Annotated in this window: 25 protein-coding genes; 17 read left to right on the forward strand and 8 right to left on the reverse strand. The window is 71.5% G+C overall.

Annotated features, from left to right (window positions below; genetic code table 11):
• Positions 1-98: 98 nt before the first annotated feature.
• Genes AC1Q49_RS03575 through AC1Q49_RS03590 form a run of 4 tightly spaced genes read left to right on the forward strand, consistent with a single transcriptional unit; the run spans position 99 to position 4,634 of the window.
• On the forward strand, positions 99-1,163 hold the full coding sequence (locus tag AC1Q49_RS03575) for a carbohydrate ABC transporter permease (protein ID WP_061782418.1): 1,065 nt from the start codon (positions 99-101) through the stop codon (positions 1,161-1,163).
• Positions 1,160-2,077, forward strand: a complete 918-nt coding sequence (locus AC1Q49_RS03580; RefSeq protein WP_060960764.1) for a carbohydrate ABC transporter permease — start codon at positions 1,160-1,162, stop codon at positions 2,075-2,077. The genes AC1Q49_RS03575 and AC1Q49_RS03580 overlap by 4 nt, the downstream gene beginning before the upstream one ends.
• Positions 2,078-2,106: 29 nt before the next feature.
• Complete coding sequence (locus tag AC1Q49_RS03585; RefSeq protein WP_492490970.1) at positions 2,107-3,618, forward strand: GH1 family beta-glucosidase; 1,512 nt, start codon at positions 2,107-2,109, stop codon at positions 3,616-3,618.
• A gap of 2 nt (positions 3,619-3,620) precedes the next feature.
• Positions 3,621-4,634 (forward strand): LacI family DNA-binding transcriptional regulator, encoded by a 1,014-nt coding sequence (locus AC1Q49_RS03590; RefSeq protein ID WP_492490971.1) that lies wholly within the window; start codon positions 3,621-3,623, stop codon positions 4,632-4,634.
• Between the two features lie 22 nt (positions 4,635-4,656).
• On the opposite strand, the gene AC1Q49_RS03595 is transcribed toward AC1Q49_RS03590, so the two are convergent.
• The gene (locus AC1Q49_RS03595; protein WP_492490972.1) at positions 4,657-6,012 is read right to left on the reverse strand and encodes a uracil-xanthine permease family protein; all 1,356 of its coding nucleotides are present in this window, start codon (positions 6,010-6,012) and stop codon (positions 4,657-4,659) included.
• 128 nt (positions 6,013-6,140) lie between these two features.
• Positions 6,141-7,040 carry a hypothetical protein gene (locus AC1Q49_RS03600; RefSeq protein ID WP_061782416.1) on the reverse strand — a complete coding sequence of 300 codons (900 nt, stop codon included), beginning with the start codon at positions 7,038-7,040 and terminating at the stop codon, positions 6,141-6,143.
• Between the two features lie 734 nt (positions 7,041-7,774).
• Between AC1Q49_RS03600 and AC1Q49_RS03605 the strand changes: the two genes are divergently transcribed.
• Entirely contained in the window at positions 7,775-9,001 is a 1,227-nt protein-coding gene (locus tag AC1Q49_RS03605) for a peptidoglycan-binding domain-containing protein (protein WP_205281999.1), read from the forward strand.
• Positions 8,998-10,968 carry an ABC transporter ATP-binding protein/permease gene (locus AC1Q49_RS03610; RefSeq protein WP_060960757.1) on the forward strand — a complete coding sequence of 657 codons (1,971 nt, stop codon included), beginning with the start codon at positions 8,998-9,000 and terminating at the stop codon, positions 10,966-10,968. The genes AC1Q49_RS03605 and AC1Q49_RS03610 overlap by 4 nt, the downstream gene beginning before the upstream one ends.
• 45 nt (positions 10,969-11,013) lie before the next feature.
• Here AC1Q49_RS03610 and AC1Q49_RS03615 read toward each other — a convergent pair whose 3' ends face one another.
• On the reverse strand, positions 11,014-11,970 hold the full coding sequence (locus AC1Q49_RS03615) for a phosphoribosylaminoimidazolesuccinocarboxamide synthase (protein ID WP_492490973.1): 957 nt from the start codon (positions 11,968-11,970) through the stop codon (positions 11,014-11,016).
• Positions 11,971-12,010: 40 nt separating this feature from the next.
• On the reverse strand, positions 12,011-12,337 hold the full coding sequence (locus AC1Q49_RS03620) for a hypothetical protein (protein ID WP_492490974.1): 327 nt from the start codon (positions 12,335-12,337) through the stop codon (positions 12,011-12,013).
• Positions 12,338-12,428: 91 nt separating this feature from the next.
• Between AC1Q49_RS03620 and AC1Q49_RS03625 the strand changes: the two genes are divergently transcribed.
• The gene (locus AC1Q49_RS03625; RefSeq protein ID WP_060960754.1) at positions 12,429-13,052 is read left to right on the forward strand and encodes a PadR family transcriptional regulator; all 624 of its coding nucleotides are present in this window, start codon (positions 12,429-12,431) and stop codon (positions 13,050-13,052) included.
• A complete protein-coding gene (locus tag AC1Q49_RS03630; RefSeq protein WP_060960753.1) occupies positions 13,049-14,533 on the forward strand; it encodes an MFS transporter in 1,485 nt (494 codons plus the stop codon). The genes AC1Q49_RS03625 and AC1Q49_RS03630 overlap by 4 nt, the downstream gene beginning before the upstream one ends.
• 37 nt (positions 14,534-14,570) lie before the next feature.
• Here the strand turns inward: AC1Q49_RS03630 and purD are convergent, their stop codons facing one another.
• On the reverse strand, positions 14,571-15,845 hold the full coding sequence (gene purD, locus AC1Q49_RS03635) for a phosphoribosylamine--glycine ligase (protein WP_492490975.1): 1,275 nt from the start codon (positions 15,843-15,845) through the stop codon (positions 14,571-14,573).
• Positions 15,846-15,996: 151 nt separating this feature from the next.
• On the opposite strand from purD, the gene AC1Q49_RS03640 reads away from it, so the two are divergent.
• Complete coding sequence (locus AC1Q49_RS03640; protein WP_492490976.1) at positions 15,997-16,365, forward strand: sterol carrier family protein; 369 nt, start codon at positions 15,997-15,999, stop codon at positions 16,363-16,365.
• Between the two features lie 26 nt (positions 16,366-16,391).
• Here the strand turns inward: AC1Q49_RS03640 and AC1Q49_RS03645 are convergent, their stop codons facing one another.
• A complete protein-coding gene (locus tag AC1Q49_RS03645) occupies positions 16,392-17,315 on the reverse strand; it encodes an NADP-dependent oxidoreductase (protein ID WP_492490977.1) in 924 nt (307 codons plus the stop codon).
• A gap of 68 nt (positions 17,316-17,383) precedes the next feature.
• Here AC1Q49_RS03645 and AC1Q49_RS03650 point away from each other — a divergent pair, with 68 nt between their 5' ends.
• The 6 genes from AC1Q49_RS03650 to AC1Q49_RS03675 all read left to right on the forward strand — a co-directional run bounded on the left by AC1Q49_RS03650 (position 17,384) and on the right by AC1Q49_RS03675 (position 20,785).
• Positions 17,384-18,361, forward strand: coding sequence for a Gfo/Idh/MocA family protein (locus AC1Q49_RS03650; RefSeq protein WP_060960750.1), 978 nt, complete (start codon positions 17,384-17,386; stop codon positions 18,359-18,361).
• Between the two features lie 50 nt (positions 18,362-18,411).
• Entirely contained in the window at positions 18,412-18,795 is a 384-nt protein-coding gene (locus AC1Q49_RS03655; RefSeq protein WP_492490979.1) for a helix-turn-helix transcriptional regulator, read from the forward strand.
• Between the two features lie 76 nt (positions 18,796-18,871).
• Positions 18,872-19,219 carry a VOC family protein gene (locus tag AC1Q49_RS03660; RefSeq protein ID WP_492490980.1) on the forward strand — a complete coding sequence of 116 codons (348 nt, stop codon included), beginning with the start codon at positions 18,872-18,874 and terminating at the stop codon, positions 19,217-19,219.
• Positions 19,220-19,247: 28 nt separating this feature from the next.
• Positions 19,248-19,685, forward strand: a complete 438-nt coding sequence (locus AC1Q49_RS03665) for a hypothetical protein (RefSeq protein WP_060960748.1) — start codon at positions 19,248-19,250, stop codon at positions 19,683-19,685.
• A 99-nt stretch (positions 19,686-19,784) separates the two neighbouring features.
• Entirely contained in the window at positions 19,785-20,453 is a 669-nt protein-coding gene (locus AC1Q49_RS03670; protein WP_060960747.1) for an acyl-CoA synthetase, read from the forward strand.
• Entirely contained in the window at positions 20,450-20,785 is a 336-nt protein-coding gene (locus AC1Q49_RS03675) for an amino acid transporter (protein ID WP_492490982.1), read from the forward strand. Before AC1Q49_RS03670 ends, AC1Q49_RS03675 begins: the two co-directional genes overlap by 4 nt.
• A gap of 37 nt (positions 20,786-20,822) precedes the next feature.
• On the opposite strand, the gene purB is transcribed toward AC1Q49_RS03675, so the two are convergent.
• Positions 20,823-22,211 carry an adenylosuccinate lyase gene (gene purB / locus AC1Q49_RS03680; RefSeq protein WP_198553664.1) on the reverse strand — a complete coding sequence of 463 codons (1,389 nt, stop codon included), beginning with the start codon at positions 22,209-22,211 and terminating at the stop codon, positions 20,823-20,825.
• A gap of 58 nt (positions 22,212-22,269) precedes the next feature.
• The gene (locus AC1Q49_RS03685; protein ID WP_082734313.1) at positions 22,270-22,773 is read right to left on the reverse strand and encodes a low molecular weight protein-tyrosine-phosphatase; all 504 of its coding nucleotides are present in this window, start codon (positions 22,771-22,773) and stop codon (positions 22,270-22,272) included.
• 159 nt (positions 22,774-22,932) lie between these two features.
• Here AC1Q49_RS03685 and AC1Q49_RS03690 point away from each other — a divergent pair, with 159 nt between their 5' ends.
• On the forward strand, positions 22,933-23,184 hold the full coding sequence (locus tag AC1Q49_RS03690; RefSeq protein WP_492490983.1) for a hypothetical protein: 252 nt from the start codon (positions 22,933-22,935) through the stop codon (positions 23,182-23,184).
• Positions 23,181-24,506, forward strand: coding sequence for a hypothetical protein (locus tag AC1Q49_RS03695; protein WP_492490985.1), 1,326 nt, complete (start codon positions 23,181-23,183; stop codon positions 24,504-24,506). The genes AC1Q49_RS03690 and AC1Q49_RS03695 overlap by 4 nt, the downstream gene beginning before the upstream one ends.
• Positions 24,507-24,511 lie beyond the last annotated feature (5 nt).

The raw sequence follows: 24,511 nt of genomic DNA on the forward strand, positions 1-24,511 counted from the left end.
GCCGTCGGCATCCGAGTCGGAACGCCCGCCCGCTCGGGCGTTCCGACTCGCCTCGCTCGCTCAACGACCGGTGCCCATCGACTCCCGAAGGACATGCCGTGACCACCACCACCTCCCGCGCCCCGAAGCGCATCGGCTTCGGCAGCCGGCTGAGCTCGTGGGATCTCAAGCTCTCGCCCTACCTCTACATCTCCCCGTTCTTCATCCTGTTCCTCGTCGTCGGGCTCTTCCCGATCGGGTACACCGCGGTGATCTCCTTCATGGACTGGGACCTCGTGCGCAACTCGGGAACCTTCGTCGGGTTCGACCAGTACGCCACGGTGATCTCCGACCCGAAGTTCTGGGCGGCGCTGCGCAACACCTTCAGCATCTTCCTGCTCTCGTCCGTGCCGCAGCTCATCGCCGCCGTGGTCATCGCAGCGCTGCTGGACCAGAACATCCGCGCCAAGACCTTCTGGCGCATGGGCGTGCTCGTCCCGTACGTGATGGCGCCCGTCGCCGTCGCCCTGGTCTTCTCCAACATGTTCGGCGACCAGTACGGCATCATCAACACCTGGCTCAGCAGCATCGGCCTGCCCCCGGTCATGTGGCACTCCGACACCTTCGCGAGCCACATCGCCATCGCCACGATGGTGAACTTCCGGTGGACCGGGTACAACACCCTCATCCTCCTCGCGGCGATGCAGGCCATCCCGCGCGACTACTACGAGGCCGCGACCGTCGACGGCGCCGGCAAGGTGCGTCAGTTCTTCGCGATCACCCTGCCCAGCCTCCGGCCCACGCTGATCTTCGTCATCATCACGTCCACCATCGGCGGCCTGCAGATCTTCGACGAGCCGCGCATGTACGACCAGACGGGCACCGGCGGTGCGAACAACCAGTGGCTGACGATCTCGCTCTGGCTGTACGACATCGGGTGGGGGCAGTGGAACCTGGGCCGCGCAGCGGCGCTGGCGTGGATCCTCTTCCTCATCATCCTGGTGATCGGCATCATCAACCTCTTCATCACCCGCAACCTCGTGCGTGACGAGGGCAGTCGCAACAGCCTCACCCGCGCCCAGATGCGCGCCGCGGCGCGGGCCGCCCGCGCGGCGGTCGCGGCCGACCGCGCCGCGGCATCCGAACCCCGTCGCACGAACGAATCAGCGGAGGTGACGCGATGAGCGTCCTCAACGAACAGGCCGTCCCCGTCGTCGACGACGCGCTGCCCGCCCCGAAGAAGGGTGCGAGGACGCGCCGCCCGCGCCACGTCAAGGGCACCCGCCCGGGCTGGATCGTCTACGCCTGCCTCGCCGCCGTGCTCGTCGGCAGCCTCTTCCCGTTCTACTGGTCGCTGCTGATCGGCTCGGGCGACTCGTACACGATCCGCGACCCCAACATGTCGTGGATCCCGGGCGGGAACTTCCTCGCGAACGCGGCGAAGGTCGTCAACGACCCGGCGGTCAACTTCTGGGTGGCCCTGTGGAACTCGATCATCAGCTCCGGCCTGATCGCGATCTCGGTCGTGTTCTTCTCCACCCTGGCCGGGTGGGCGTTCGCGAAGCTGAAGTTCAAGGGCTCCAGCTGGCTGCTGGTGTTCGTCATCGCGACGATGGCCGTTCCCACGCAGCTCGGCGTCGTGCCGCTGTACATCCTCTTCAGCGACCTCGGCTGGACCGGCCAGCTCGGCGCGATCATCGTGCCCGCGCTGGTGAGCGCCTTCGGCGTGTTCTGGATGACGCAGTATCTCCGCCAGGCCGTGCCCGACGAGCTCATCGAAGCGGCTCGGGTCGACGGGGCGAGCTCGTTCCGCACGTTCCTGACCGTGGGCCTTCCCGCCGCGCGTCCCGCGGCGGCGATGCTGGCCCTGTTCACCTTCGTGTCGGCGTGGAACAACTTCTTCTGGCCGTTCATCGTGCTCGATCGGCAGAACCCCACGCTTCCGGTGGCTCTATCGTTGCTGCAGTCCAACTACTTCATCGACTACTCGATCGTGCTGGCGGGGGTGCTCCTGGCGACCATCCCTCTGCTGATCCTGTTCGTCTTCGCCGGCAAACAGTTGGTCAGCGGCATCATGCAAGGCGCGGTCAAGGGCTGAGGCCCGGACCGCTTCAGAAAGGTCGATTCATGACAGAGTTCTCGCGCCCGTTCCCGAAGGGCTTCCTCTTCGGCGCGGCCACCGCCGCCTACCAGATCGAGGGTGCGGCCTTCGAGGACGGCCGCACGGCCTCCATCTGGGACGCGTTCAGCCGGGTGCCCGGAGCGGTCATCGCCGCCGACAACGGCGACGTCGCGTGCGACCACTATCACCGCTTCCGCGACGACGTGGCCCTCATGAAGGACCTCGGGCTCGACACCTACCGCTTCTCGGTCTCGTGGTCGCGGGTGCGCCCCGACGGCGGACCGATCAACCGCAAGGGGCTCGACTTCTACGAGCGTCTCGTGGACGAGCTGCGGGCGGCGGACATCCTGCCGTGGCTCACCCTGTACCACTGGGACATGCCGCAGGCCATCGAGGAGCAGGGCGGCTGGACCGTGCGCTCCACGAGCGAGCAGTTCGTCGAGTACGCCCTGAGCGTGCACGACGCCCTCGGCGACCGGGTGCAGAACTGGACGACCCTCAACGAGCCGTGGTGCTCGTCCTTCCTCAGTTACACCGCCGGCATCCACGCGCCGGGGCGCTACAGCGTGACCGACGGCGTGCTCGCCGCGCACCACCTCCTGCTCGGCCACGGCGCCGTCGTCCGCGAGCTGCGCGAGCGCGACGCCGACCTGAGCCTGGGCATCACGCTCAACCTCACGGTGGCCGACGCGGTCGACCCTGCGGATGCCGCGGACGCGGACGCCGCCCGGCGCATCGACGGCCAGTTCAACCGCTGGTTCCTCGACCCGATCTTCCGGGGGGAGTACCCGGCCGACGTGGTCGAGGACATCCGCGCGGTCGCTCCGGAGGCGATCGAGGCCCTCGTGCAGGCGAACCGGCCGGGCGACCTCGCCACGATCTCCCAGCCGCTGGACGCGCTGGGCGTGAACTACTACCACGGCGAGTTCGTCGGAGGATCCCCCGACCCCGAGCCGCCGCTTCCCGGCGACGCGCCCACCGACCGCCCGGCGGCATCCCCCTTCCCGTCGCACGAGGGGATCTACTGGCACGACCGCGGCCTGCCGCGCACCAACATGCACTGGGAGGTGCAGCCCGAGGGGCTCACCCGCCTCCTGCAGCGCGTGGGGGACGAGTACGCCGCGCCCGCGGGCACCGCCCTGTACGTCACCGAGAACGGCGCGTCGTACGACGACGAGCTCGTCGTGGAGGACGGCGTCGCGCGCGTGCACGACGTCGAGCGCACCCGCTTCCTGCTCGGTCATCTGGAGGCGATCCTCGACGCGGCGGATGCCGGCGTGGACGTGCGCGGCTACTTCTACTGGTCGCTCCTGGACAACTTCGAGTGGGCCTGGGGATACGCCAAGCGCTTCGGCATCGTGCACGTCGATTACGCGACCCAGGTGCGCACCGCGAAGGACAGCGCGCTGGAGTATCGTCGGGTCATCGACGCTCGCGCGATCGAGGACGCGGCGGTGCCGCTGCCCCGACCCGCCGTCCAGATCACCCCCACTCAGATCTCCAGCCTTCAGAGGTAGCCGTGACCATCGACACGCCGCGAGTCGCACCGACCATCGAAGAGGTCGCCGCCGCCGCGGGGGTGTCCCGGTCGACCGTCTCCCGCGTCGTCAACGGCTCCACGGCCGTGAGCCCGGCGGCGCTGGAGGCGGTCACGCGCGCCATCGCCGAGCTCAACTACGTGCCCAACCGGGCCGCGCGCTCGCTCGCCAGCCGCGCGACGATGGCGATCGCCCTCGTCGTCCCGGAGGACACCACGCGGTTCTTCGGCGACCCGTTCTTCGCCTCGATCGTCTCGGGCATCAACGCCCGGCTCAGCCGCTCGGAGTACGTGCTGAACCTGATCATCGCGAGTGACGATCCGGGCGACAAGACCTCGGCGTATGTGCGCAGCGGTGCCGTCGACGGCGCGATCGTCGTGTCGCACCACACCAGCGACACGTTCATCGACCGCATCGCGCACGTCGTGCCGGTCGTGTACGGCGGTCGCCCGGTGCGCGAGCGCGATCGCGACTTCTACGTCGACGTCGACAACGTCGCGGGCGGCCGCGAGGCCACCGCGTACCTGATCGGACGCGGATTCCGCCGGATCGCCACGATCGCGGGGCCGGTCACCATGCCGGCCGGCATCGACCGTCTCGTGGGCTACCAGGAGGCGCTGTCGGACGCGGGGCTGGAGGCGGCCGCCGTCGAGGACGGCAACTTCACCGCCGACGGCGGGGCGGCCGCGATGCAGCGCATCCTGGACTCCGGCGTGCCGTTCGACGCCCTGTTCGTCGCGAGCGACCTCATGGCGCGCGGCGCCCTCGCCGCGCTGGGGCGGGCGGGCGTGCGCGTGCCCGAGGACATCGCGATCATCGGCTTCGACGACTCGCCCGTCGCGCGCACGGTCAACCCGCTGCTCACCACGATGCGCCAGCCCTCGCACGAGCAGGGCGAGAAGATGGCCGACGTCCTGCTGTCGATCCTCGCCGGCGGCACCCCGCCGCACGTCACCATCCTGCCCACCGAGCTCGTCGTCCGCGCCTCCGCCTGATCCGGCGGCGGATGCCGCGGGCTCAGCCCACGTTCTCGGGATCGCCGCCCAGCGGGCCGATGGGCACGATCGGGCCGCCGTCGTCGGCGCCGGTCTTGCGCGCCCGCGCGATGGCGTTGCCGAGGTGGTAGATCACGAGGGCGGCGACGGTGCCGAGCACGATGGCGCCGAAGCTCAGCGTGCCGAGGTTCATCGTGAACCCGGCGATCGCGATGACGAACGCGACGGCCACGGTGTACTGGTTGACCGGGCGGGAGAAGTCCACCTGGTTGTCGACCCAGATCTTGATCCCGATGACGCCGATCAGCCCGTAGAGGGCGGTCGTCACACCGCCGAGCACGCCCGCCGGCATGGCGAAGATGACCGCGCCCACCTTGGGGGAGAACGCGAGCAGGATCGCGACGATGCCGGCGACCCAGTAGGCCGCGGTCGAGTACACGCGGGTCGCGGCCATGACGCCGATGTTCTCGCCGTAGGTCGTGGTGCCCGAGCCGCCGCCGAGACCGGCGATCGTGGTCGCGAGGCCGTCGGCGATGAGCGCACGCCCGGTGCGCTTGTTGATCGAGGGGTCGCCGGTCATCGTCGCGACACCGCGGACGTGGCCGACGTTCTCGGCGATGAGCACGAGGATCACCGGCAGGAACATCGGGAGCATCGCCCAGGCGTGCGCGTCGCCGAAGGCCGGCAGGTGGAACTGGGGGAGGCCGATCCAGGCGGCATCCGCCACCCCGGACCAGTCCACCCGGCCGAGGAGGGCGGCGACGATGTAGCCGACGACGACGCCGAGGAAGATCGAGATGCGCCCGAGGAACCCGCGGAAGAACACCGCGAACAGGATGCAGGCGGCCAGCGTGATCGCGCCGAGCAGTGCGTCCTGCTGGAAGTTGGTCCACGCCACCGGCGCCAGGTTCAACCCGATCAGGGCGACGATCGCGCCCGAGACCACGGGCGGCATGAGCCGCTCGATCCAGCCGGTGCCGGTCGCCTGCACGAGGAAGCCGATGCCGGCCAGCAGCACACCCGCGACGAACACGCCCAGCAGCGCCTGGCTGATCTGCTCACCGGTCTGCAGGGCCTTGCCGTCGCCGGGGCCGAGCGCGAGGATCGGCGCGATGAACGCGAACGAGCTGCCGAGGTAGCTCGGCAGACGGTTGCCCGTCAGCAGCAGGAACAGCAGGGTGCCGAGGCCGGAGAACAGCAGCGTCGTCGACACGGGGAAGCCCGTCAGCAGCGGCACGAGGAACGTGGCGCCGAACATCGCGACCACGTGCTGGGCGCCGATGGCGATCGTGGCCGGCCATCCGAGCCGCTCGTGCGGCTTGACGACGGCACCGGGCTCGACGGTGCGGCCGTCTCCGTGCGGGGTCCAGATGGGCATGCGCGTGCTCCTCGGTCGTCGAGATCCGGTGGTCGTCGGGGTGGCGGGATGCCGAGGTCAGGCTACCTGGGAGCCGGCTGTGAGCCGCGCACGCGCGCCGTGAAAGTCGGTCGGCGAGAAATCGTGCGTCAGCCCGCGGGCCGCGAAGCCCACGCGGCATCCGGATCGCGAAGCACCTCGTCCAGTCGCGCCTCGACCGCTGTCGCGTGCTCCTCGAGGGCGACGAACTGCGCCTCGCGCTGGTCGATGTACGCGGCTTGATAGCGCGCAGTGAGGTCGTACAGCTCTTGGATGGCTCCGGTCTGCTCGCTGCATTGGGCGGCGACCACGGCGACTCGCACCATCGTCTCGTCGGCCCGCTCTCCCGTGCCGTAGTCGGAGCTCGGCATGGATGTCTCGGGATCGACCACGACGCCCTCGTTCTCCATGCACGTGGTGCGCTTCTGGAGGGCGGCCTTGCCCTCGGGGGAGTCCAGCGTCGCGCGCGCCGCCTGGCGGTAGACCTGATAGTCGACGTTGGTCGAGCTCTCGATGAACGTGAGCTCCGGCGCGAGCACTTCCTGCATCCCGTCCCAGCACGGGGTGAGCTGCGAGTTGTAGGCGACGCCGCGCGCCACGGTGTCGATGCGGAACCCTTCGAGCGTGTCCGGTGACGGCACCGCACCGAATCGACTCGCGAGCGCCGTGCTCCAGCGCCCGTAGAGACGATCCTCGTCGGGGGCGATGGCGGGCCAGGAGACGTCCGCGCTCACCCGCGGGTGCCCGTGCTCGGCCATGCACGCGTCCGTGACGGCCCAGATCGCGCGGCGACTCTTGTTGGCCACTTCGGGGGTGACGGCTCGCACGGCGTCCAACGGCATCTCCACGGTGCCGGTCTCATAGTTCAGACGCGCCGTGACGTGCGAATAGTCGGCGATCGAGACCTCTCCCCAGTCGTCCTCCGTCTGCGGGCTGGTGGGGGAGCAGCCGCTCAGTGCGGCCATCCCCACGATCGCGAGCAGGATCACGGATGCCGAGCGGGATGTCATCGATCGCCGACCAATCTCTTCGCGGTGTGGTGCCGTACGGCGTCAGTAGACGCTGCTGGTGAGGTCGTTGAAGTGGTGGTCGACGAGGTTGGACTTGTTCGAGCTCCACGTCGGCGTGGAGGCGCCGCCGTAGTTCTCGTGCTCATACAGCTTCGCGGTCGTTCCGCTGATCTTGACGGCGCTCGCGCGGTCGTTCCAGCTCCGAGTGCCACCTGCAGGCCGTTGCCGAGGTCGCGCGATCCCCCTCCGTACATGATGTCGTCGTAGATGACGATGGAGGCCTGCGCGGGCGAAGCGAATGCGACGACGCCGGCGACGGCGGCCGCGATGGCGAATCCGAGACGTGCTTTCTTCATGGTCGATCTCCCCTTTTTGTGTCGTGCCTGTCGGCGACGGGCGAGCGTGGCATCGGCTCGCTGGCGGCAAGCTAGCGCCAATGCGGGTGGCGGGGTTCCGGCGCGTCGACGGCCTCTCCCGCGCCCGCCGCGTGATCGCGCGGATCGGAGCGGGTCCGCGAGCGAAATCCGTCGCGAGATTTCACTCGGTCGGATGAAAAAGGCGCGCGGATTCGGCGGCCCCGGCCCACGGCACGATCCGCGGGCAACGCCGGAAGTCCGCGTCATCTCGGGTCGTCCGCGCCGTGGCGCGATGCTCGCGACCGCGCGGGGCACGCCGACGCCGCCGCGTGCGGTCGGTTACGGTCGAGCCGTCCGGCTCCCAGGAAAGCGACGACGATGGTACCCACCGATTCATCCGAGCCCACCGGTGACGACGCCTCCGAGACGAGAGGCTCCGCGACGGGAGCGATCGTCCGGCTCCGCCGCGTGCAGCACCCCGGACGGATCATCGCCTTCGTGGCGGTGGTGATCGTCATGCTGGCCGCGTCGTTCGTCGCCGGAGCCATGCTGGTGGCGCCGGAGAGAGAGGCGGTCGACAACGCGACGACGCGCGTCGAGCCGACGTTGTTCGTCGAAGAGCGGGTCGTCGCCGCCGAGCTCCAACTGTCGGCCGGTGTCGTCGCCGGTGCCAGCTACGACATCGTCCGGGGCCCCGAGTACCTTCTGGGCGCCGAGCGGAGCGTCGTCAGCGCGATGCGCGTCCTGCCGGGCGATCTCATCGACTACGGGACCGTCGTCGCCGAGGTCTCCGGTCGGCCCGTCATCACCGTGCCGGCGGCCACTCCGCTCTACCGTGATCTGCAGGTCGGCGCCGAGGGGGCCGACGTGCGCGCCTTGCAGGTGATGCTGGCCGATCTCGACTACCGCGGCGTCACGGTCACCGGCGTCCTCGACGAGGGGACGATCGACGCGATGCGTCGCCTGTACACGGCGAGCGGCTACCAGCTGTCTCCGGATACGGAGGGGAAGACGATTCGCTGGCGGGAGTTCGCCCGGATTCCCGTCGATCACGGCACCCTCGTGCGGGCGGCCGAGGTGGGTACCGTTCTCGACGGCGAGACGCCGCTGATGACGGTGCAGACCGCGCCCCCGACGCTCGTCGCCCGGGCGACGCTGCTCGAAGCCGACCGGCTCACCGTCGGCCAGGAGGTGATGGTGTCTGCCGGCGGCGGCGCCCCCGTCTCGTCCACGGTGCTCGCCATCGGCGAGTTCAGCACGGATGCGGTCTCCGGGGCCGGGGGCAAGCAGATCTCCGTCGCGTTGCCGCCGTCGCTGGTCGCGGACGCCGGGCAACCGCTCACCGTGCGCTCGCGTGCGCCGGAGCCGACCGGTCTCGCGGTCCCGCTGGTGGCCGTCCAGACCGACGATGAGGGCACGTTCGTGCGGGAGTTCCGCAGCGCCGGCGAGCGTGCCGCCGAGGCCGAGGAGGGCCTTGAGGAGAGCGCGGCCGCCGCGGCGGAGGGCCGGATCGCGGTCGAGGTGACGGCACAAGCCGGCGGATGGGTCGCGGTGGCTCCGAACGATCGGCTTCGCGTCGGCATGCGGCTGGGGATGCCGGAATGAGCGGATCGGGCGCGCCGGGTCGCGCTCCCCTGCTGAGGCTGCGGGGAGTCGGACGCTCCTTCGGCGGTTCCGGCGGTTCCGGCGATACCGTGCAGGCGTTGCGCGACGTGAGCTTCGACGTCTACGAGGGCGAGTTCGTCGCCATCGTCGGCCCGTCCGGAGCCGGGAAGTCCACGTTGCTGAATGTGCTGGGCCTCCTGGACGAGCCCGATGCCGGCGAGTACGTGGTCGACGGTGTGGATGTGCGCTCGCTCAGCGAACGACAGCGCGACGCGCTGCGCTCGCGGGCGATCGGGTTCGTCTTCCAGGCGTCGCACATCATGGGAGATGCCACCGCCGCCGAGAATGCGGCGCTGGGTCTGCGGGTGCAGTCGGTGTCGTTGGCGCGACGACGTGTGGAGGTCGCGCTGGCGCTGGAGCGTCTCGGCCTGCTCTCGCGCGCCGGGGCGCTCGGTCGCAACCTCTCAGGAGGTGAGCGTCAGCGGGTCGCCATCGCTCGTGCGATCGCGACGTCACCCCGTCTGATCCTCGCGGACGAGCCGACGGGCGCGCTCGATTCCGCGAACTCCCGGCGTCTGCTCGACTACCTCCGTTCGTTGAACGAGGCGGGGACGACCATCGTGATGATCACCCATGACGAGCGCGTCGCCGCGCAGGCGGGCCGACGATTCCGGCTGTCCGATGGGCGTCTCACGGACGCGGAGCCGGTCGCCGACGACCCGTTCCGCCTCCGCCCCGACGCGGGTCCGGACGGGCCGCCCCCCGAAGCGCGGGCCGGTAGGTTGCGCCGCGGAGTGCGCACGGTGGTGGACGAGACGCTCGAAGCCGTGTCTCACCACGCCAACGCGCCGGTGCGCGCGCTGCTCCTGCTCCTCGCGTTCCTCCTCGGCACGGCGGGGTTGGTCGCCTCCCTCGGCATCAGTCAGAGCGCCGCGGCCCAGGTCTCCCAGCGCATCACCACCGCCGGTCTCGATGAGATCACCGTGGAGCCGACGGGATCCACGCTGGAGGACATCGATCGAGACCTGAGCCGGATCCGTCTGCTCGACGGCGTGGAGGAAGCGGGGTTCTCCGCGGCGATCACCTCGGGGGACGCCACCGTCACGGCCCTGGCGCAGAGCCCTCGGCTGGGTCAGGACCGGTTCACCGGGAACGTCGTCATCGCGGATGCCGCTTACCTGGACGCTCAGGGCATCGAGGTGTCTCCCGCCCACGCCGCTGCGCTTCTCGACAACGACTGGGCGGGGCCGGTGGCGATCCTCGGAGCGGACGCCGCCGCACGGCTCGGCGTGGTCGGTTCCGGTTCGACGCAACGGATCTGGATCGACGACGTCGCCGTGGACATCGTGGGCGTCGTCAGCGCACCGGGGCGCGACAGCGGGGTGGCCGGCGGGGTCATCGCGTCGGCGGCTCTCTACGACACCGTGCACCACGGCGCACCGCAACTGCTCGTGCGCACTCGGGTCGGTTCGCCGGCACCGGTCGCGGAGGCCATCCCGCTCAGCCTCGACCCCGGCAACCCCGCCGCGGTGCGCGTGTCCACGGTCGCCGACCTGCGCCGGCTGCGCACGGGCGTGGGGGAGGATCTGGCGACGTTGATCGGTGTCAGCTCGGTGGTTCTGCTCGCGCTCGCGTCATTGAGCGCCGCCACGGCGATGTACCTCTCCGTGCGCAGCCGAGCGCCCGAGATCGCCCTACGCCGTGCCATCGGGTCGAGTCGATCGGCGATCTGGCGCATGTTCACGTTGGAGGGAGCTGTGATCGGCGCGGCCGGGGGCATCGCCGGAGGAGCCGTGGGGATCCTCACCCTTCTCGTGACGGCCGCGATACAGGGGTGGGTGCCGGTCCTCGACCCGACCTTGCCGGCAGTGGGGCTTCTGCTCGGCACGGTGACCGGCGTGGTCTCCGCCACGTATCCCGCGCTCGCGGCGGCTCGCGCGAACCCGGCGGAGGCGATCCGGGGCTGAGCATCCCGCCCGCTCACGCACCGACCGGTGCCGCGCGCTTCCCCGTCAGCCGGTGAGCTTCTCGAGCAGCTCGCGATACTTGTCCGCCGTGCGCTCGACGATCTCCGCGGGCAGCTCGGGGGGCGTCCCCTGCCCGTCCCACGCGGCGGCGAGCCAGTCGCGGACGATCTGCTTGTCGAAGCTCGCCATCCGCTCCGCGGGGGTGGAACCGGCCGCCCAGGCCGCGGCATCCCAGTACCGCGACGAGTCGCTCGTGAGCACCTCGTCCGCCAGGGTGAGCACGCCGTCGGCATCCACGCCGAACTCGAACTTCGTGTCGGCGAGGATCAGGCCCTTCGCCTCGGCGGTCGCGGCGGCGCGCCGGTAGATCTCGAGCGAGAGGTCGCGCAGCTGCGCCGCGCGCTCCGCGCCGACGAGCTCCTCGGTGCGGGCGAACGAGATGTTCTCGTCGTGCTCGCCCATCGGCGCCTTGTACGCCGGGGTGAACAGCGGCTCGGGGAGGCGGTCGCCGTCCTGCAGGCCCGCCGGCAGGGGGATGCCGCAGACCGTCCCCTCGGCGACGTACTCCTTCCAGCCCGAGCCGGTCAGGTAGCCGCGCACGACGCACTCGATCGGCAGCATGTCGAGGCTGCGCACCACCATCGCCCGTCCGGCGACGGCGGCGGGGACGAGGTCGACCGCGTCGTCCGACGCGGGCGCGAGCGCATGCGTGGCGGCGAGGTGGTTGGGGATGCGGCGGCCGCCGTCCGCGCCCGCGAGCTGGTCGAACCACCACAGGCTGAGCGTGGTGAGCAGCTCGCCCTTGCCGGGGATGCCGGGGCTGAGGACGTGGTCGAACGCGCTCACGCGGTCGCTCGCGACGACCAGCATGCGGTCGGCCCGTGCGCCCGCCGCCGGCTCGGGCCGGTACAGGTCGCGCACCTTGCCGGAGTAGACGTGGGTCCAGCCGGGCAGGTCGGTGGCGGGGGAGGGCGCTTCGGAGTTCGAGGAGGCGTCGGTCACGCGTCCATTATCGCGGGGCGGCGCGGTGCGCGCGGGATGCTCAGCGCGGCGTGATGCGGTCGACGAACGCGTACCCCTCCGCGACGATGTCGGGCCAGAGGTCGAGGGCGTCCGGACCCGCGAAGACCCACTCGCGCATCGCGCGGCCGCGCATGGTCATGCGTTCGGCTCTGCCGGTCCGCTCGAGCGCGGTGACCCGCTCTTCGGGCAGCTTTGCGATCAGTCCCGACCGATAGCCCAGGAAGGCGAAGACCTTTCCGCGGATGCGCAGGCCCTCGCTGCCGAACATCGGACCGATGTCGACGCCCGGGAGCATCATGTACTCCGCGGCGATGTCGTCGAAGACGGTGCGCGCGTCGGGGCCCATGAGCAGACGCTAGCGCGCCGGGAGAAATCCCGGTATAGTCCACATGGACTAGTCGATATGGAGTAGTCGAACGATCATCGAAGGAGTCGCCGTGAAGACCGCCATGAACCGGCTCACACCGCTGGGGGTGATGGTTCTCGCGCTGCTGCGGGAGGACGACATGCATCCCTACGAGATGATCCGGCTCCTGCGTCACCGCCGCGACGACCGCATCGTCGCGATCACCAACGGCACGGTCTACCACACCGTCGCACGGCTCGAGAAGCACGGGCTGGTGGCCGAGATCGGAGTCGACCGCGACGGGAACCGCCCGGAGCGCACGACCTACGCCCTCACCGACACCGGGCATCGCGCCGTCGAGGAGTGGGTGCGCCGCGAGCTCCCGCTGATCGACCGGCCCGTCGAGTTCCGGGTGGCCCTCGCCGAGGCCCACAACCTCGACCGTGACGAGACCGTGGCGCTGCTGACGGCACGCCTGGCGGCGCTCGCCGCCGCGCGGGACGAGCTGGCCGACGGCATCCGCGGCGCGCGGGATGCCGGGGCGCCCGTCGTCGAGCAGTACCTCCTCGAGATCGACCGCGAACGGGCCCTGCTCGCCGCCGACCATGACTGGCTCGCCGCCCTGCTGGGCCGGCTCGCCCACCCCGACTTCGTGTGGGGATCACACGAGAAAACCGATCGCTACCTGGCACAGAGAGAAGCCGCACGCTCATGACCGAACAACGCACGCGCGACGTGACCGCGCCCGCGCCCACCCCCGAACGCAGCCCGTGGCCGGCCCTCTGGGCGCTCGTCATCGGGTTCTTCATGATCCTGGTCGACACCACGATCGTCTCGGTGGCGAACCCCGCCATCAAGGCGGCGCTCGACCCGTCCACCAACAACCTCGACAACGTCGTGTGGGTCACCTCGGCCTACCTGCTCGCGTACGCCGTGCCGCTGCTGATCACCGGGCGCCTCGGCGACCGGTTCGGCCCGAAGCGCATCTACCTCATCGGACTCGCGATCTTCACGCTCGCCTCCCTCGGCTGCGGCCTGTCGGGGACCCTCGAGATGCTCATCGTGTTCCGCGCGGTGCAGGGCCTCGGCGCGGCACTCATGACGCCGCAGACGATGGCCGTCATCACCCGCACCTTCCCGCCGAACGCCCGCGGCGCCGCCATGGGCCTGTGGGGTGCCACCTCGGGCGTCGCGATGCTCGTCGGCCCGCTGGCCGGCGGCCTGCTCGTCGACGGCCTGGGATGGGAGTGGATCTTCTTCGTCAACCTGCCCGTCGGCGTCATCGGCTTCGTGCTCGCGTGGATGCTGGTGCCGAACCTCCCGACCCACGAGCACCGTTTCGACCTGATCGGCGTCGTGCTCAGCGCGATCGGTCTCTTCCTGATCGTGTTCGGGCTGCAGGAGGGCGAGCACTTCGACTGGGCCGCGTGGGTGTGGACGATGATCGCGGGCGGCGTGCTCGTGATGGCCGTGTTCATCTGGCAGCAGGCCAAGACGCGCAGCGAACCGCTCGTGCCGCTCGGGCTCTTCCGCGACCGCAACTTCTCGGTCGCCAACATCACGATCGCCACGGTCGGCTTCACCGTGACGAGCATGTCGTTGCCGCTCATGTTCTTCGTGCAGCTGGCCCGCGGTCTCACCCCCACCGAGTCCGCGCTGCTGCTCGTGCCGATGGCCGTGGCCGCGGGTGTGCTGTCGCCGCTCACGGGACGTCTGCTCGACCGCGTCGACGCGCGCGTGCTGTTGGTGCCGGGTCTTCTCCTGGTCGCGGGATCGTTGTTCTGGTACGCGTCGCTCATGCACGCCGACACCCCGATCTGGATGTTCCTGCTCCCGTCGCTCATGATGGGCATCGGCAACTCGGGCATGTGGGGGCCGCTGGCGACGACGGCCACCCGCAACCTGGAGCCGCGTCAGGCGGGCGCCGGCGCCGGCATCTACAACACGACGCGCACGATCGGCTCGGTGCTGGGCTCGGCCGCCATCGCCGCCTTCATGCAGTCGCGGCTCGAGGCCAACCTCCCCGGAGCATCCGACGCCGGCGGCGACTTCGGTTCGGGGCAGCTGCCCTCGTTCGTCGTCGACGGGTTCTCCAGCGCGATGGCGCAGACCATCCTGCTGCCGGCGATCGTGATGCTGATCGGCGTCGTGGCGGTGCTGTTCATGAAGCGCCCGCCGCACCTCGACAAGCGCTGATCGCGCGCCGCCGCGCACGCCATCGCCGTCCGGGCCGTCAGTCGACGGCGACCCGGGCGGCGATGTCGCGTCGGAAGTGCGCGCCGTCGAGCGCGATCTCGCCGAGAGCGGCGTAGGCGCGCTCGCGAGCCTCGGCGAACGTGCCGCCCGTCGCGACGACGTTCAGCACCCGGCCACCGGTGGCGACCAGTGCGCCGTCCCGGTCGGCGGTGGCGGCGTGCGCCAGGTGCACGCCGGCGACGGATGCCGCGGCATCCGTGCCCGTGATGACCCGGCCGGTCTGCGGCGCCTCGGGATAGCCCTCGCTCGCGAGCACGACCGTGATGGCAGCGGTGTCGGCGAACGTGGGCGCGGGCTCGTCCTCGAGCGTCCCGGACGCGGCCGCCATGAGCAGCCGGGAGAGCGGGCTCGTCAGACGCGCGAGGACCACCTGGGTCTCGGGGTCGCCGAAGCGCGCGTTGAACTCGATGATCTTGATGCCGTCGGCCGTCAGGATGAGTCCCGCGTACAGCAGCCCGATGAACGGGGTGCCCTCGGCATCCAGGGTGCGGATGACCGGCTCGGCCACCGTGCGGGTCACCTCGGCGACGAAGGCCTCCTCGCCGCCGAAGTCGTCGGCCAGCCACGGCAGGGGAGAGTAGGCGCCCATGCCGCCGGTGTTCGGGCCGGCGTCGCCGTCGAAGGCGCGCTTGAAGTCCTGGGCGGGGCTGAGCGCCCGCACCGTGTCGCCGTCGCTCACGAAGAACAGGGAGACTTCGGGGCCCGAGAGGAACTCCTCGACGAGCACCGGTCCGGTGGGCAGGTAGGTGTCGGCGTGCGCGAGGGCCGCGTCGCGGTCGTCGGTCACGACGACGCCCTTGCCGGCGGCCAGACCGTCGGCCTTGACGACGTGCGGTGCGCCGTAGGCGTCGAGGGCCGCCTCGACCTCGGCGCGGGTCGTCGCCCGCGTCGCGCGCCCGGTCGGCACACCGGCGGCATCCATGATGCGCTTCGCGAAGGCCTTCGAGCCCTCCAGCTGGGCCGCCGCCTTGCCGGGCCCGAACACCGGGATGCCGTGCTCGCGCAGGGCATCGGCGACGCCCGCGACCAAGGGCGCTTCGGGGCCGATGACGACGAGGTCGATGTCGTGGTCGTTCGCGTACTCCGTGACCGCGGCGGGCGCGTTCGCGTCGAGGTCGGCGACGATCGTCGCGTCGGCGGCGATGCCGGCGTTGCCGGGGGCGGCGAACAGCTCGTGCCCGGCGCCCTCTCCCTTCAGTGCGAGGAGGATGGCGTGCTCGCGGGCACCGGAACCGAGGACGAGAATGCGCACCCGGCCAGCCTACCGACGGGCCCGTCGCGCCGCGGCTGCGTGACGATCGTCGGAACTCCCGGCCGCCCGGCGCCGCATACCGCGCCAGGGCGCGGGCCGCGCCGTCGCCGGGCCCGCAGATCCGACGTTCGTCACGGGCTAGCGTGGAGGGATGGTCCGCAAGATCTCCACCGGTGACGGCCGCGACGCGCTCGCCGCGGTGGCCGGTGCCGCGGATGCCGGCACGCCGCCGGCGCGCACCGCCCTCGCCACCGCGGTGCGCTACCTCCTGCAGCTGCTCGCCGAGAAGGCGCCCGGCAACACGGTCGAGGTCCGGGTGCCGCCCTTCGGCGCGGTGCAGGTCGTCGAGGGCCCGCGGCACACGCGCGGCACGCCGCCGAACGTCGTCGAGACGGATGCGGCGACGTGGATCGCTCTCGCGACCGGCGCCGAGCGGTGGGCGGATGCGGTGGCCGCCGGCCGGATCCACGCATCGGGCACGCGTGCCGACCTCGCCGCCCTGCTGCCGCTGCGCCCCTGAGCCTCAGCCGGCCCCGCCCGTCGGGATCAGACGGTGACGACGATCTTGCCGCGGGTGTGGCCCTCCTCGAGTTCCGCGTAGGCGGCGGCCGCCTCGTCGAGCGGGTAGGTCGACGCGATCTCCACGCGCAGGTCGCCGGCCGCGGCCAGCTGCGCGAGCTCGCCGAGCTGGGCGGCATCCGGTCGCACCCAGATGTAGTGCCCGCCGAACTCGGTGCGTGCCCGGCTGTCGGCGATGGAGGCGACCACGCCGCCCGGGGCGAGGAGCTCGCGCGTGGTGTCGAGGGTCGACCCGCCGACGAAGTCCACGATGACGTCGAACCCCGACGGCACGAGCGCGCGGGCCGCGTCCACCAGCCCGTCTCCGTAGACGACCGGTTCGGCGCCGAGCTCTCGCAGGTACGCGTGGTTGCGCTCGGAGGCGGTCCCGACCACCCGCGCGCCGCGCAGCCGCGCGAGCTGCACGCCGAACGACCCGACGCCGCCCGCGGCGCCGTGGATGAGCACGTTCTGCCCCGCGCCGACCGCGGCACGCTCGAGCGTCTGCAGCGCCGTCAGCCCCGCGAGCGGGAGCGCGGCGGCCGCTTCGAAGGAGAGCCCGTCGGGCTTGCGGGTGGCGGCGCGCACCGGCACCGGCATCAGCTCGGCGACCGACCCGTGGCCGACGACGTCGGCGCGGGCGTAGGCGAGCACCGGGTCGCCGACGGCGAACTCGGGCGTGTCCAGTCCGGCCTTCTCGACGATGCCCGCGACGTCCCAACCGGGCACGGCCGGCAGCTGGGTGTCGATGAGGCCGCGCAGGTAGCCCTCGCGGATCTTGTAGTCGACCGGGTTGATGCCCGCGGCGACGACCCGCACGACCAGCGTGTCGGGCCCGACGTGGGGCTCCTCCCGCTCGGTGAGCTCGAAACGATCGTTTCCGCCGAAATCTGAGTAGACGAGTGCCTTCATGCTCAGGCCCAACCCTCGGCGCGCGGCATCCATTCCGGAGGCGACGCCCGCGCGCCTATCCTGGGGGCGTGATCAGACTCGCCACGATCGGCACCAGCACCATCACCGAGAAGTTCGCGGATGCCGTCGCGCAGACGCCCGGCATCCGCATCGACGTCGTGTTCTCGCGCGACGCCGACCGCGGGCGGGCCTTCGCCGACCGGCTCGGGATCGACCGGGTGAGCACGGATCTCGACGCGCTGCTGGCGACGGGCGAGGTGGATGCCGTCTACGTCGGCTCGCCGAACGGGGCCCACGCGGCGCAGGCCGCCGCGGCGATCGCGGCGGGGGTCCACGTGTTCCTGGAGAAGCCCGCGACCCCGACGGCGGACGAGTTCGCGCGTCTCGTGGACGACGCCCGCGATCGCGGGGTCGTCGTGTTCGAGGGGATGCGCAACGTCTACGACCCGGGGATGAGCCGCCTGCGCGAACTGCTGCCGCGGGTGGGCGCGGTGCGCCTCGTGTCGTTCGGGCAGAGCCAGCGCTCCGCGCGGTACGACCTCGTGCTCGCCGGCGAGACGCCCAACATCTTCGATCCGGCGCTCGCCGGCGGAGCGCTCTTCGATCTCGGGGTGTACCCGCTCAGCGCCGCGATCGAGCTGTTCGGGGCGCCCTCCCGCGTGCTCGGGGCGACGGTCGCGATCGCGACGGGTGCGGACGGCGCCGGGGCCGCCGTGCTCGACTACGACGGTTTCGTCGCGCAGATCGCGTTCTCGAAGATCGGGGCCTCGCGCCGACCGAACGAGATCCAGGGCGAGCTGGGCACGATCGAGATCGACGAGATCACGGCGCCCCGCCGTCTCGTGCTCGACCTCTTCTCCGGCATCCGCGAGGAGATCGAGATCGACGGCCCCGACAACAACATGCGGTTCGAGGTCGCCCGCTTCGCCGCGCTCGTGCGCGGCGACGCCGACCCGGCCCCGGACCAGCGCCGCAGCCTGGAGGTGCTCCGCACGGTGGAGGCGATCCGCGCGGGCGATGGAGCCCGGGGGCCCGCACGGCCGTGACCTCGGGGATCGACCTCGACACGCTGGTGCGGATGCGGAGGGTCCGGGACATGATGGACCGCGACTACGCGCAGCCCCTCGACCTCGCCGCCCTGGCGCGCGCCGTGCACATCTCGGCCGGTCACCTGTCGCGCCAGTTCCGGCGGGCGTACGGGGAGACGCCGTACTCCTACCTCATGACCCGGCGGATCGAGCGCGCGATGACGCTGCTGCGCACCACCGAGCTGAGCGTCACGGAGGTGAGCCTCGCGGTCGGGTGCGCGTCGCTGGGCACGTTCACGACGCGTTTCACCGAGCTCGTCGGCGTCTCGCCCGGGCGCTACCGGGAGCGCGGTGCTCCCGTGCGCGCGGGGATGCTGCCGTGCATCGCGCGCCGGCTGACCAGACCGATCAGGAATCGAGAAGCGGAGGGCCCGCGACCGGGCCTATCGTGAGCCGCATGGGTATCAGCATCCACTCCTCCTTCCTCCCCACGTCGATGCCGAGGCGTCGCTGGAGTTCTACCGCGACGTGCTCGGGTTCGAGGTGCGTCTGGACGTCGGCTACGAGGACCTCCGCTGGATCACCGTGGGTCCCGTCGGTCAGCCGGACACCGCGATCGTCCTGCATCCGGTCGGGGTCGGCACCGACATCAGCGACGAGGAGCGGCTCGCCCTGCAGGAGCTGGTCGCCAAGGGGAGCTACTTCGGCGTGAACCTCGCCTCGGACGACCTCGACGCCGAATTCGCCCGCATCGCGGCCGCGGGCGCCGACGTGGTGCAGGAGCCGACCGATCAGGACTACGGTCTGCGGGATGCCGCGATCCGCGACCCCGCGGGCAACCTCATCCGCATCCAGCAGACCCCTCCCGCGGCCTGAGCGCCGACCAGGAAAGAAGAGGACCGACATGGCCGACACCACCGGCGGATTCAGTGACGACGAGCGCGCGGCGATGCGCCAGCGCGCCGAGGAACTGCGCACGACGAAGGGCCTCAAGGGCGCCGCGAAGCTCGCGAAGGAGCTGGAGGCGTGCGTCGAGGCGATCGAGGGGCTGCACGGCACCGACCGGGAGGTGGCGACGCTGCTGCACCGCGTGGTCTCCGAGGTCGCTCCCCAGCTCGAGCCCAAGACCTGGTACGGCTTCCCGTCCTACGCGCGCGACGGCAAGGTGGTCGTGTTCTATCAGCCGGCGAGCAAGTTCGCGACGCGCTACGGCACGGTCGGCTTCCAGGAGGACGCCTTCCTCGACGACGGCGACATGTGGGCGACCTCGTTCGCCGTCGTCGCGGTGACTCCCGCCGTGGAAAAGAAGCTCCGCGCCCTCGTGGAGGCGGCCGCCGGCTGAGGCCGCGCCGGCGCGGTGCCGTGGCGGTCGGAGGCGGATCCCGGCGGCGGACGACCTAGACTGGTGAGGTTCCGCCTTCCCCGATCCGATGAGTCCGACGTGTCCGACGACGCCCCCGCTGCCTCCCGCACCACCGGTGCCGGTGAGCGCCCGACGCGCGCCTTCGACGTGCGTCATGTGCAGCTCGGCCGCGCGCTCCTGGCCGCCGTCGCCGCGGTCATGGTCACGTTCTCGCCCGACCATTCGGCCGCCGTGGGCCTCGCGGTCTTCAGCGGCTGGGCGATCGCGACCGCCCTCGTGCTGCTGATCGGCGCCTGGCTGGTGTACCCGCGGGAGCGCCGCGCGGCGCCCGTCCTTCTCGGTGTCCTGACGCTCGTGGCCGGGATGGCGACCGGCATCCCGGGGCTGCGCTCGACCGCGCTCTTCTTCGTCGTCGTCATCGTCTGGGCGGCGGCGTCCGGGATCGCCGAGCTGGTCGGCGGCATCCGCCTCCGGCGGGGCGAGTACCGCGACGAGGGTCGCGACGGCATCCTGATCGGTGCGGTGACCCTCGCGCTCGGCGTCGCCCTGCTCCTCGTCAATCCCGCCTACAGTCTCGAATACTTCATCTCCGAGGCCGGGCGCAGCTTCACGCTGACCGGCATCACGATCGGGGTCGGTCTGTTCGGCGGGTACGCCGCCGTCATCGCCGTCTTCCTCGGCATCGCCGGCTTCTCGCCGCGCCGCCCGATCGCCGCGGAGCCCGTCTCGTCAGGAGAATCCGCATGAGCACGCCGCGCACCACCCGCCGTGATCTCCTCAAGCCGGTTCAGCTGTTGGGCTTCGCCTTCGCCGCGGCCCTCTTCGCCGGTCTCGTGACGCTCGTGTCGATGGGCCTCTTCCAGGACCTGACGGGCGACGAACGCGTGCACGTCGTGGTCGTGGCGCTCGTGGTGGCCGGGATCGCGTTCATCGCCACCCTCGTGATCATCGCGCTGTGCATGCTCGCCGTCGACCCCGCCCAGGTGACCCGCGAGGTCGACCACGGCGTGCTCGTCGACGATGCGGATGCCGCGGCATCCCCCGACGCGTCCGACGACGGTTCCACGCCGCGCGACTGACCTTTCGCGGGACGCGCCGAGCCGCGTCGAAACGCCCTCAGACGCGGTCGACGAGCTCGTCGGCCAGGCCGATGTAGCCGGCGGGGGTCAGCGCCAGCAGGCGCTCCTTCGCGGCATCCCCGATGTCGAGGGTGCGCACGAACTCCGCCAGCTCCGGGCCGCCCACCCGGCGGCCCCGCGTGAGCTCCTTCAGGAGCGCGTACGGGTCGGTGATCTGCGATCGGCCCGCCACGATCTCGGCGCGCACGACGGTCTGGATGGCCTCGGCGAGCACCTCCCAGTTCGCGTCGAGGTCGGCCAGCAGCACGTCGCGCGAGAGGGAGATCTCGGTGAGACCGCGCTGCAGGTTGTCGAGCGCGAGGAGGGAGTGGCCGAAGGCGACGCCGATGTTGCGCTGCGTCGTCGAGTCGGTGAGGTCCCGCTGCATCCGGCTCGTCACGAGCGTCGAGGCGAGGGTCGTGAACAGGCCGCCCGAGATCTCCAGGTTCGCCTCGGCGTTCTCGAACCGGATGGGGTTGATCTTGTGCGGCATCGTCGACGACCCGGTGGCCCCGGCGACCGGGATCTGCGCGAAGAAGCCCATCGCGATGTAGGTCCAGATGTCGGTGGCCAGGTTGTGCAGGATGCCGCCGGCGTGGCGGACCCGGTCGTACAGCTCGACCTGCCAGTCGTGCGATTCGATCTGCGTCGTCAGCACGTTGAAGTCGATGCCGAGGCCCTCGATGAACGTGCGCGACAGTTCGGGCCAGTCGACCTCGGGAGCCGCGGCCAGGTGGGCCGACCAGGTGCCGGTCGCGCCCGAGAACTTGGCGAGGTACTGGCCGCCCGCGATCTGCGCGGCGACGCGCTCCAGGCGCCACGCGAAGACGGCGAGCTCCTTGCCCATCGTCGACGGCGTCGCCGGCTGACCGTGCGTGCGCGAGAGCATCGCGGCATCCCGGTGCTCGTGCGCGAGGGTGCCGAGGGCATCGATGACGACACGGAGCTTGGGCAGCCACACCTCGTCGACCGCACGCTTGACGGTCAGGGCGTAGGAGGCGGAGTTGATGTCCTCGCTCGTGCAGGCGAAATGCGTGAGCTCGGCGACAGCCTCGAGCCCGAGGGTCTGCAGTCGGTCGCGGACGAGGTACTCGACGGCCTTGACGTCGTGCCGGGTCACCGACTCGGTCGTGGCGAGCCAGTCGATCTCCGTCTGCCCGAAGTCGCGGTAGAGGGCGCGCAGCGAGTCCTTCTGCGCGTCGGTGAGCGGTGCCGAGCCGAAGAGGGAGCGATCGGTGAGGGTGATGATCCACTCGACCTCCACCTCGACGCGTGCGCGGTTGAGGCCGGCCTCGGAGAGGTACGCGGACAAGCCCGAGACGGCGCCGCGGTAGCGGCCGTCGAGGGGGCTGAGGGGCTGGTGGGCGAGGGTGTTCGCGGTGGTCACGACGCGGGCTCCGATCACGGTGTCTGTCGACGCGCGGCCGGTGCTCAGGGTGACGTGCTCAGCACGGGCGGATGGCCGGTTCGAGCTGCCGGAAGAGCGCCCGACTCGCGCTCTCGATCATACCGAGCACGTCGTCGAACATCTCCGGCCCCGCGTAGTACGGGTCGGGGACGTCCAGATTGCCGTGGGCGTCGGCGTCGAACGACAGCAGGAGCGCGAGCTTGTCGGCATCCGCCGTCGTGCGCGCCCAGGTCGACAGGATGCGCTCGTGAGACCGGTCGAGGGCGACCACGAGGTCGTTGCTCTCGAAGTCGTCGAGCGTGAACTGCCGGGCGCGGTGGCGCGCGCCGTCGTAGCCGCGGCGCTGGAGCGCGTCGAGCGTGCGCGCGTCGGCCCGTTCACCGACGTGCCAATCACCCGTTCCCGAGCTGGTCGAGACGACGCGGTCGCCGAGTCCGGCGCGCTCCGCGACGTCGCGGAAGACGATCTCGGCCATGGGGGAACGGCAGATGTTGCCGGTGCAGACGAACACGACGCGGAAAGGTGCGGCGCGGCGAGTCACCTCCCCATTGTGGAGCAGGTCGCTCCCGCGCCGAAAGTGCTCCGTGCCCGGACTCGCGTCGTCGCCCGAGTCCTCCTCCCCCGCGGCGGCGTGCGCCGGAACGTCCACATTCCCCCGGACGTCGTCCGCTGCCGCCGCTGCTTCCGGGACGATCGGGGGGTGAACCGCGTCGACGACATCGACCGCGCCCTCGCCCAGGTGCGGGAGGCGAGCGCGCTGCTGGCGGAGCTCCGTGCCCGCGCTCCCGCGCTGATCGACGAGGTTCCGGGCGGCAACTCCGCCGTGGCGCCGCTGCGCGATGAGCTCGTCGCCTGGACCCGGCTGCTGGCGGCCGCGGCGGCGGAGACCGACGAGTGGGAGCGTTCGCTGCGGCGCGAGCGTTGCCGCGCCCTGGCGGAAGCGGCGGGATGACGGGGGACGTCGACATCCGATCCGGCGGGCTGGTGGTCGTCGACACGGACACGCTCCGACACCTCGCGGCCACGCTCGCCCTGTTCGCGGCACGCCTCGCGGAGGCGGGGGAGGTGCTCGGACGCGCGCACGCGTCGTCGCTCGCGGGCGGGCTCTGGGTGGCGTCGCCGCAGGGCGGCGCGCGCGCCGCCGAAGACGCGGCCGCCGCTCTGGCGCGCAGCGTGCGCAGACTCGCGGAGGTCTACGAGCTCGCGGAGCAGGAGGCGCTCGCGCGCATCCGCGGCGCGGGCGGCGCGGACGGCCTGCGGCTCGCCGCCCGGCGGCTCGCCGTCGCCCCCGACGTCGCCGCCGAGGCCGCGCACCTCGCGGAGGCGTGGAGCGAGGGCCGCCACGCCGAGATCGAGGGTCAGATGCGCGCCGCCGCCGGGATGCTCGGCGTCTACGGCCCGCTCGGCCCGAGCCTCACGCTGCTCACGGGTGCCGTCCGCGCGGCCGACCGGGGCACGATCCCCGCCGACACGCCACCCCTGCGGCCGGTGGGGGCGACGGCATCCGTCGTGGAGCTGAGCCGGCACCGGGCCCCCGGCGCCGCGGCGGCTCCGCGCTCGCTCGTCGAGATCATCGACCGGATGCCGGGGGAGGACGGGCTCGACGGGGCGCGCGTCCGCGTCGAGGAGTACCGGTTCGCGTCCGGTGAGCGCGAGTTCTTCGTCTACATCGGCGGCACGCGGGCGGCCGTCGACCGCGACGAGCCGTGGGACATGGCATCCAACGTGCAGCTGTACTTCGGCGAGGAGTCGTCGTCGTACGAGGCGGTCGAACGGGCGCTCGCGGCGGCGGGAGCGGTCGCGGGCGATCGGCTGCACGTCGTCGGGCATTCGCAGGGCGCGATGATCGGAGCGCATCTGGCCCGTCAGGGCGGTTACGACGTGCGCACCCAGATCGGCATCGCGGGTCCCGTGCAGGCGGAGCTTCCGGCGGGGGTGCTGTCCCTGACGATCCGCCACACCGACGATCCGGTCGCGGCCCTGGCGGTGGGCGGTCCGCCCGGGGTGGCGGGCTCGCCGCAGAGCCTGGTCGTGGAGCGCACCGCCCACCCGGCTCCGGCGTGGACCGATGCGACGCTGGTCGTGCACGGCATCGACGCGTATCGCGACACCGCCGGGCTCGTCGACGCCGCGCCCGATCCGCGTGTCGCCGCGGTGCGCGACCGCCTCGCGCCGCTCGCGGGCGCGGTGACGGTCACGTCGATCGTGTACGGGGCCCGCCGCACGTCGTCGGCGGACGACGCACGCGTGCGTCGACGCTCCGGCGGGCTCTGAGGCCG

It is taken from the genome of Microbacterium sp. MPR-TSA4 (genome assembly GCF_058792815.1).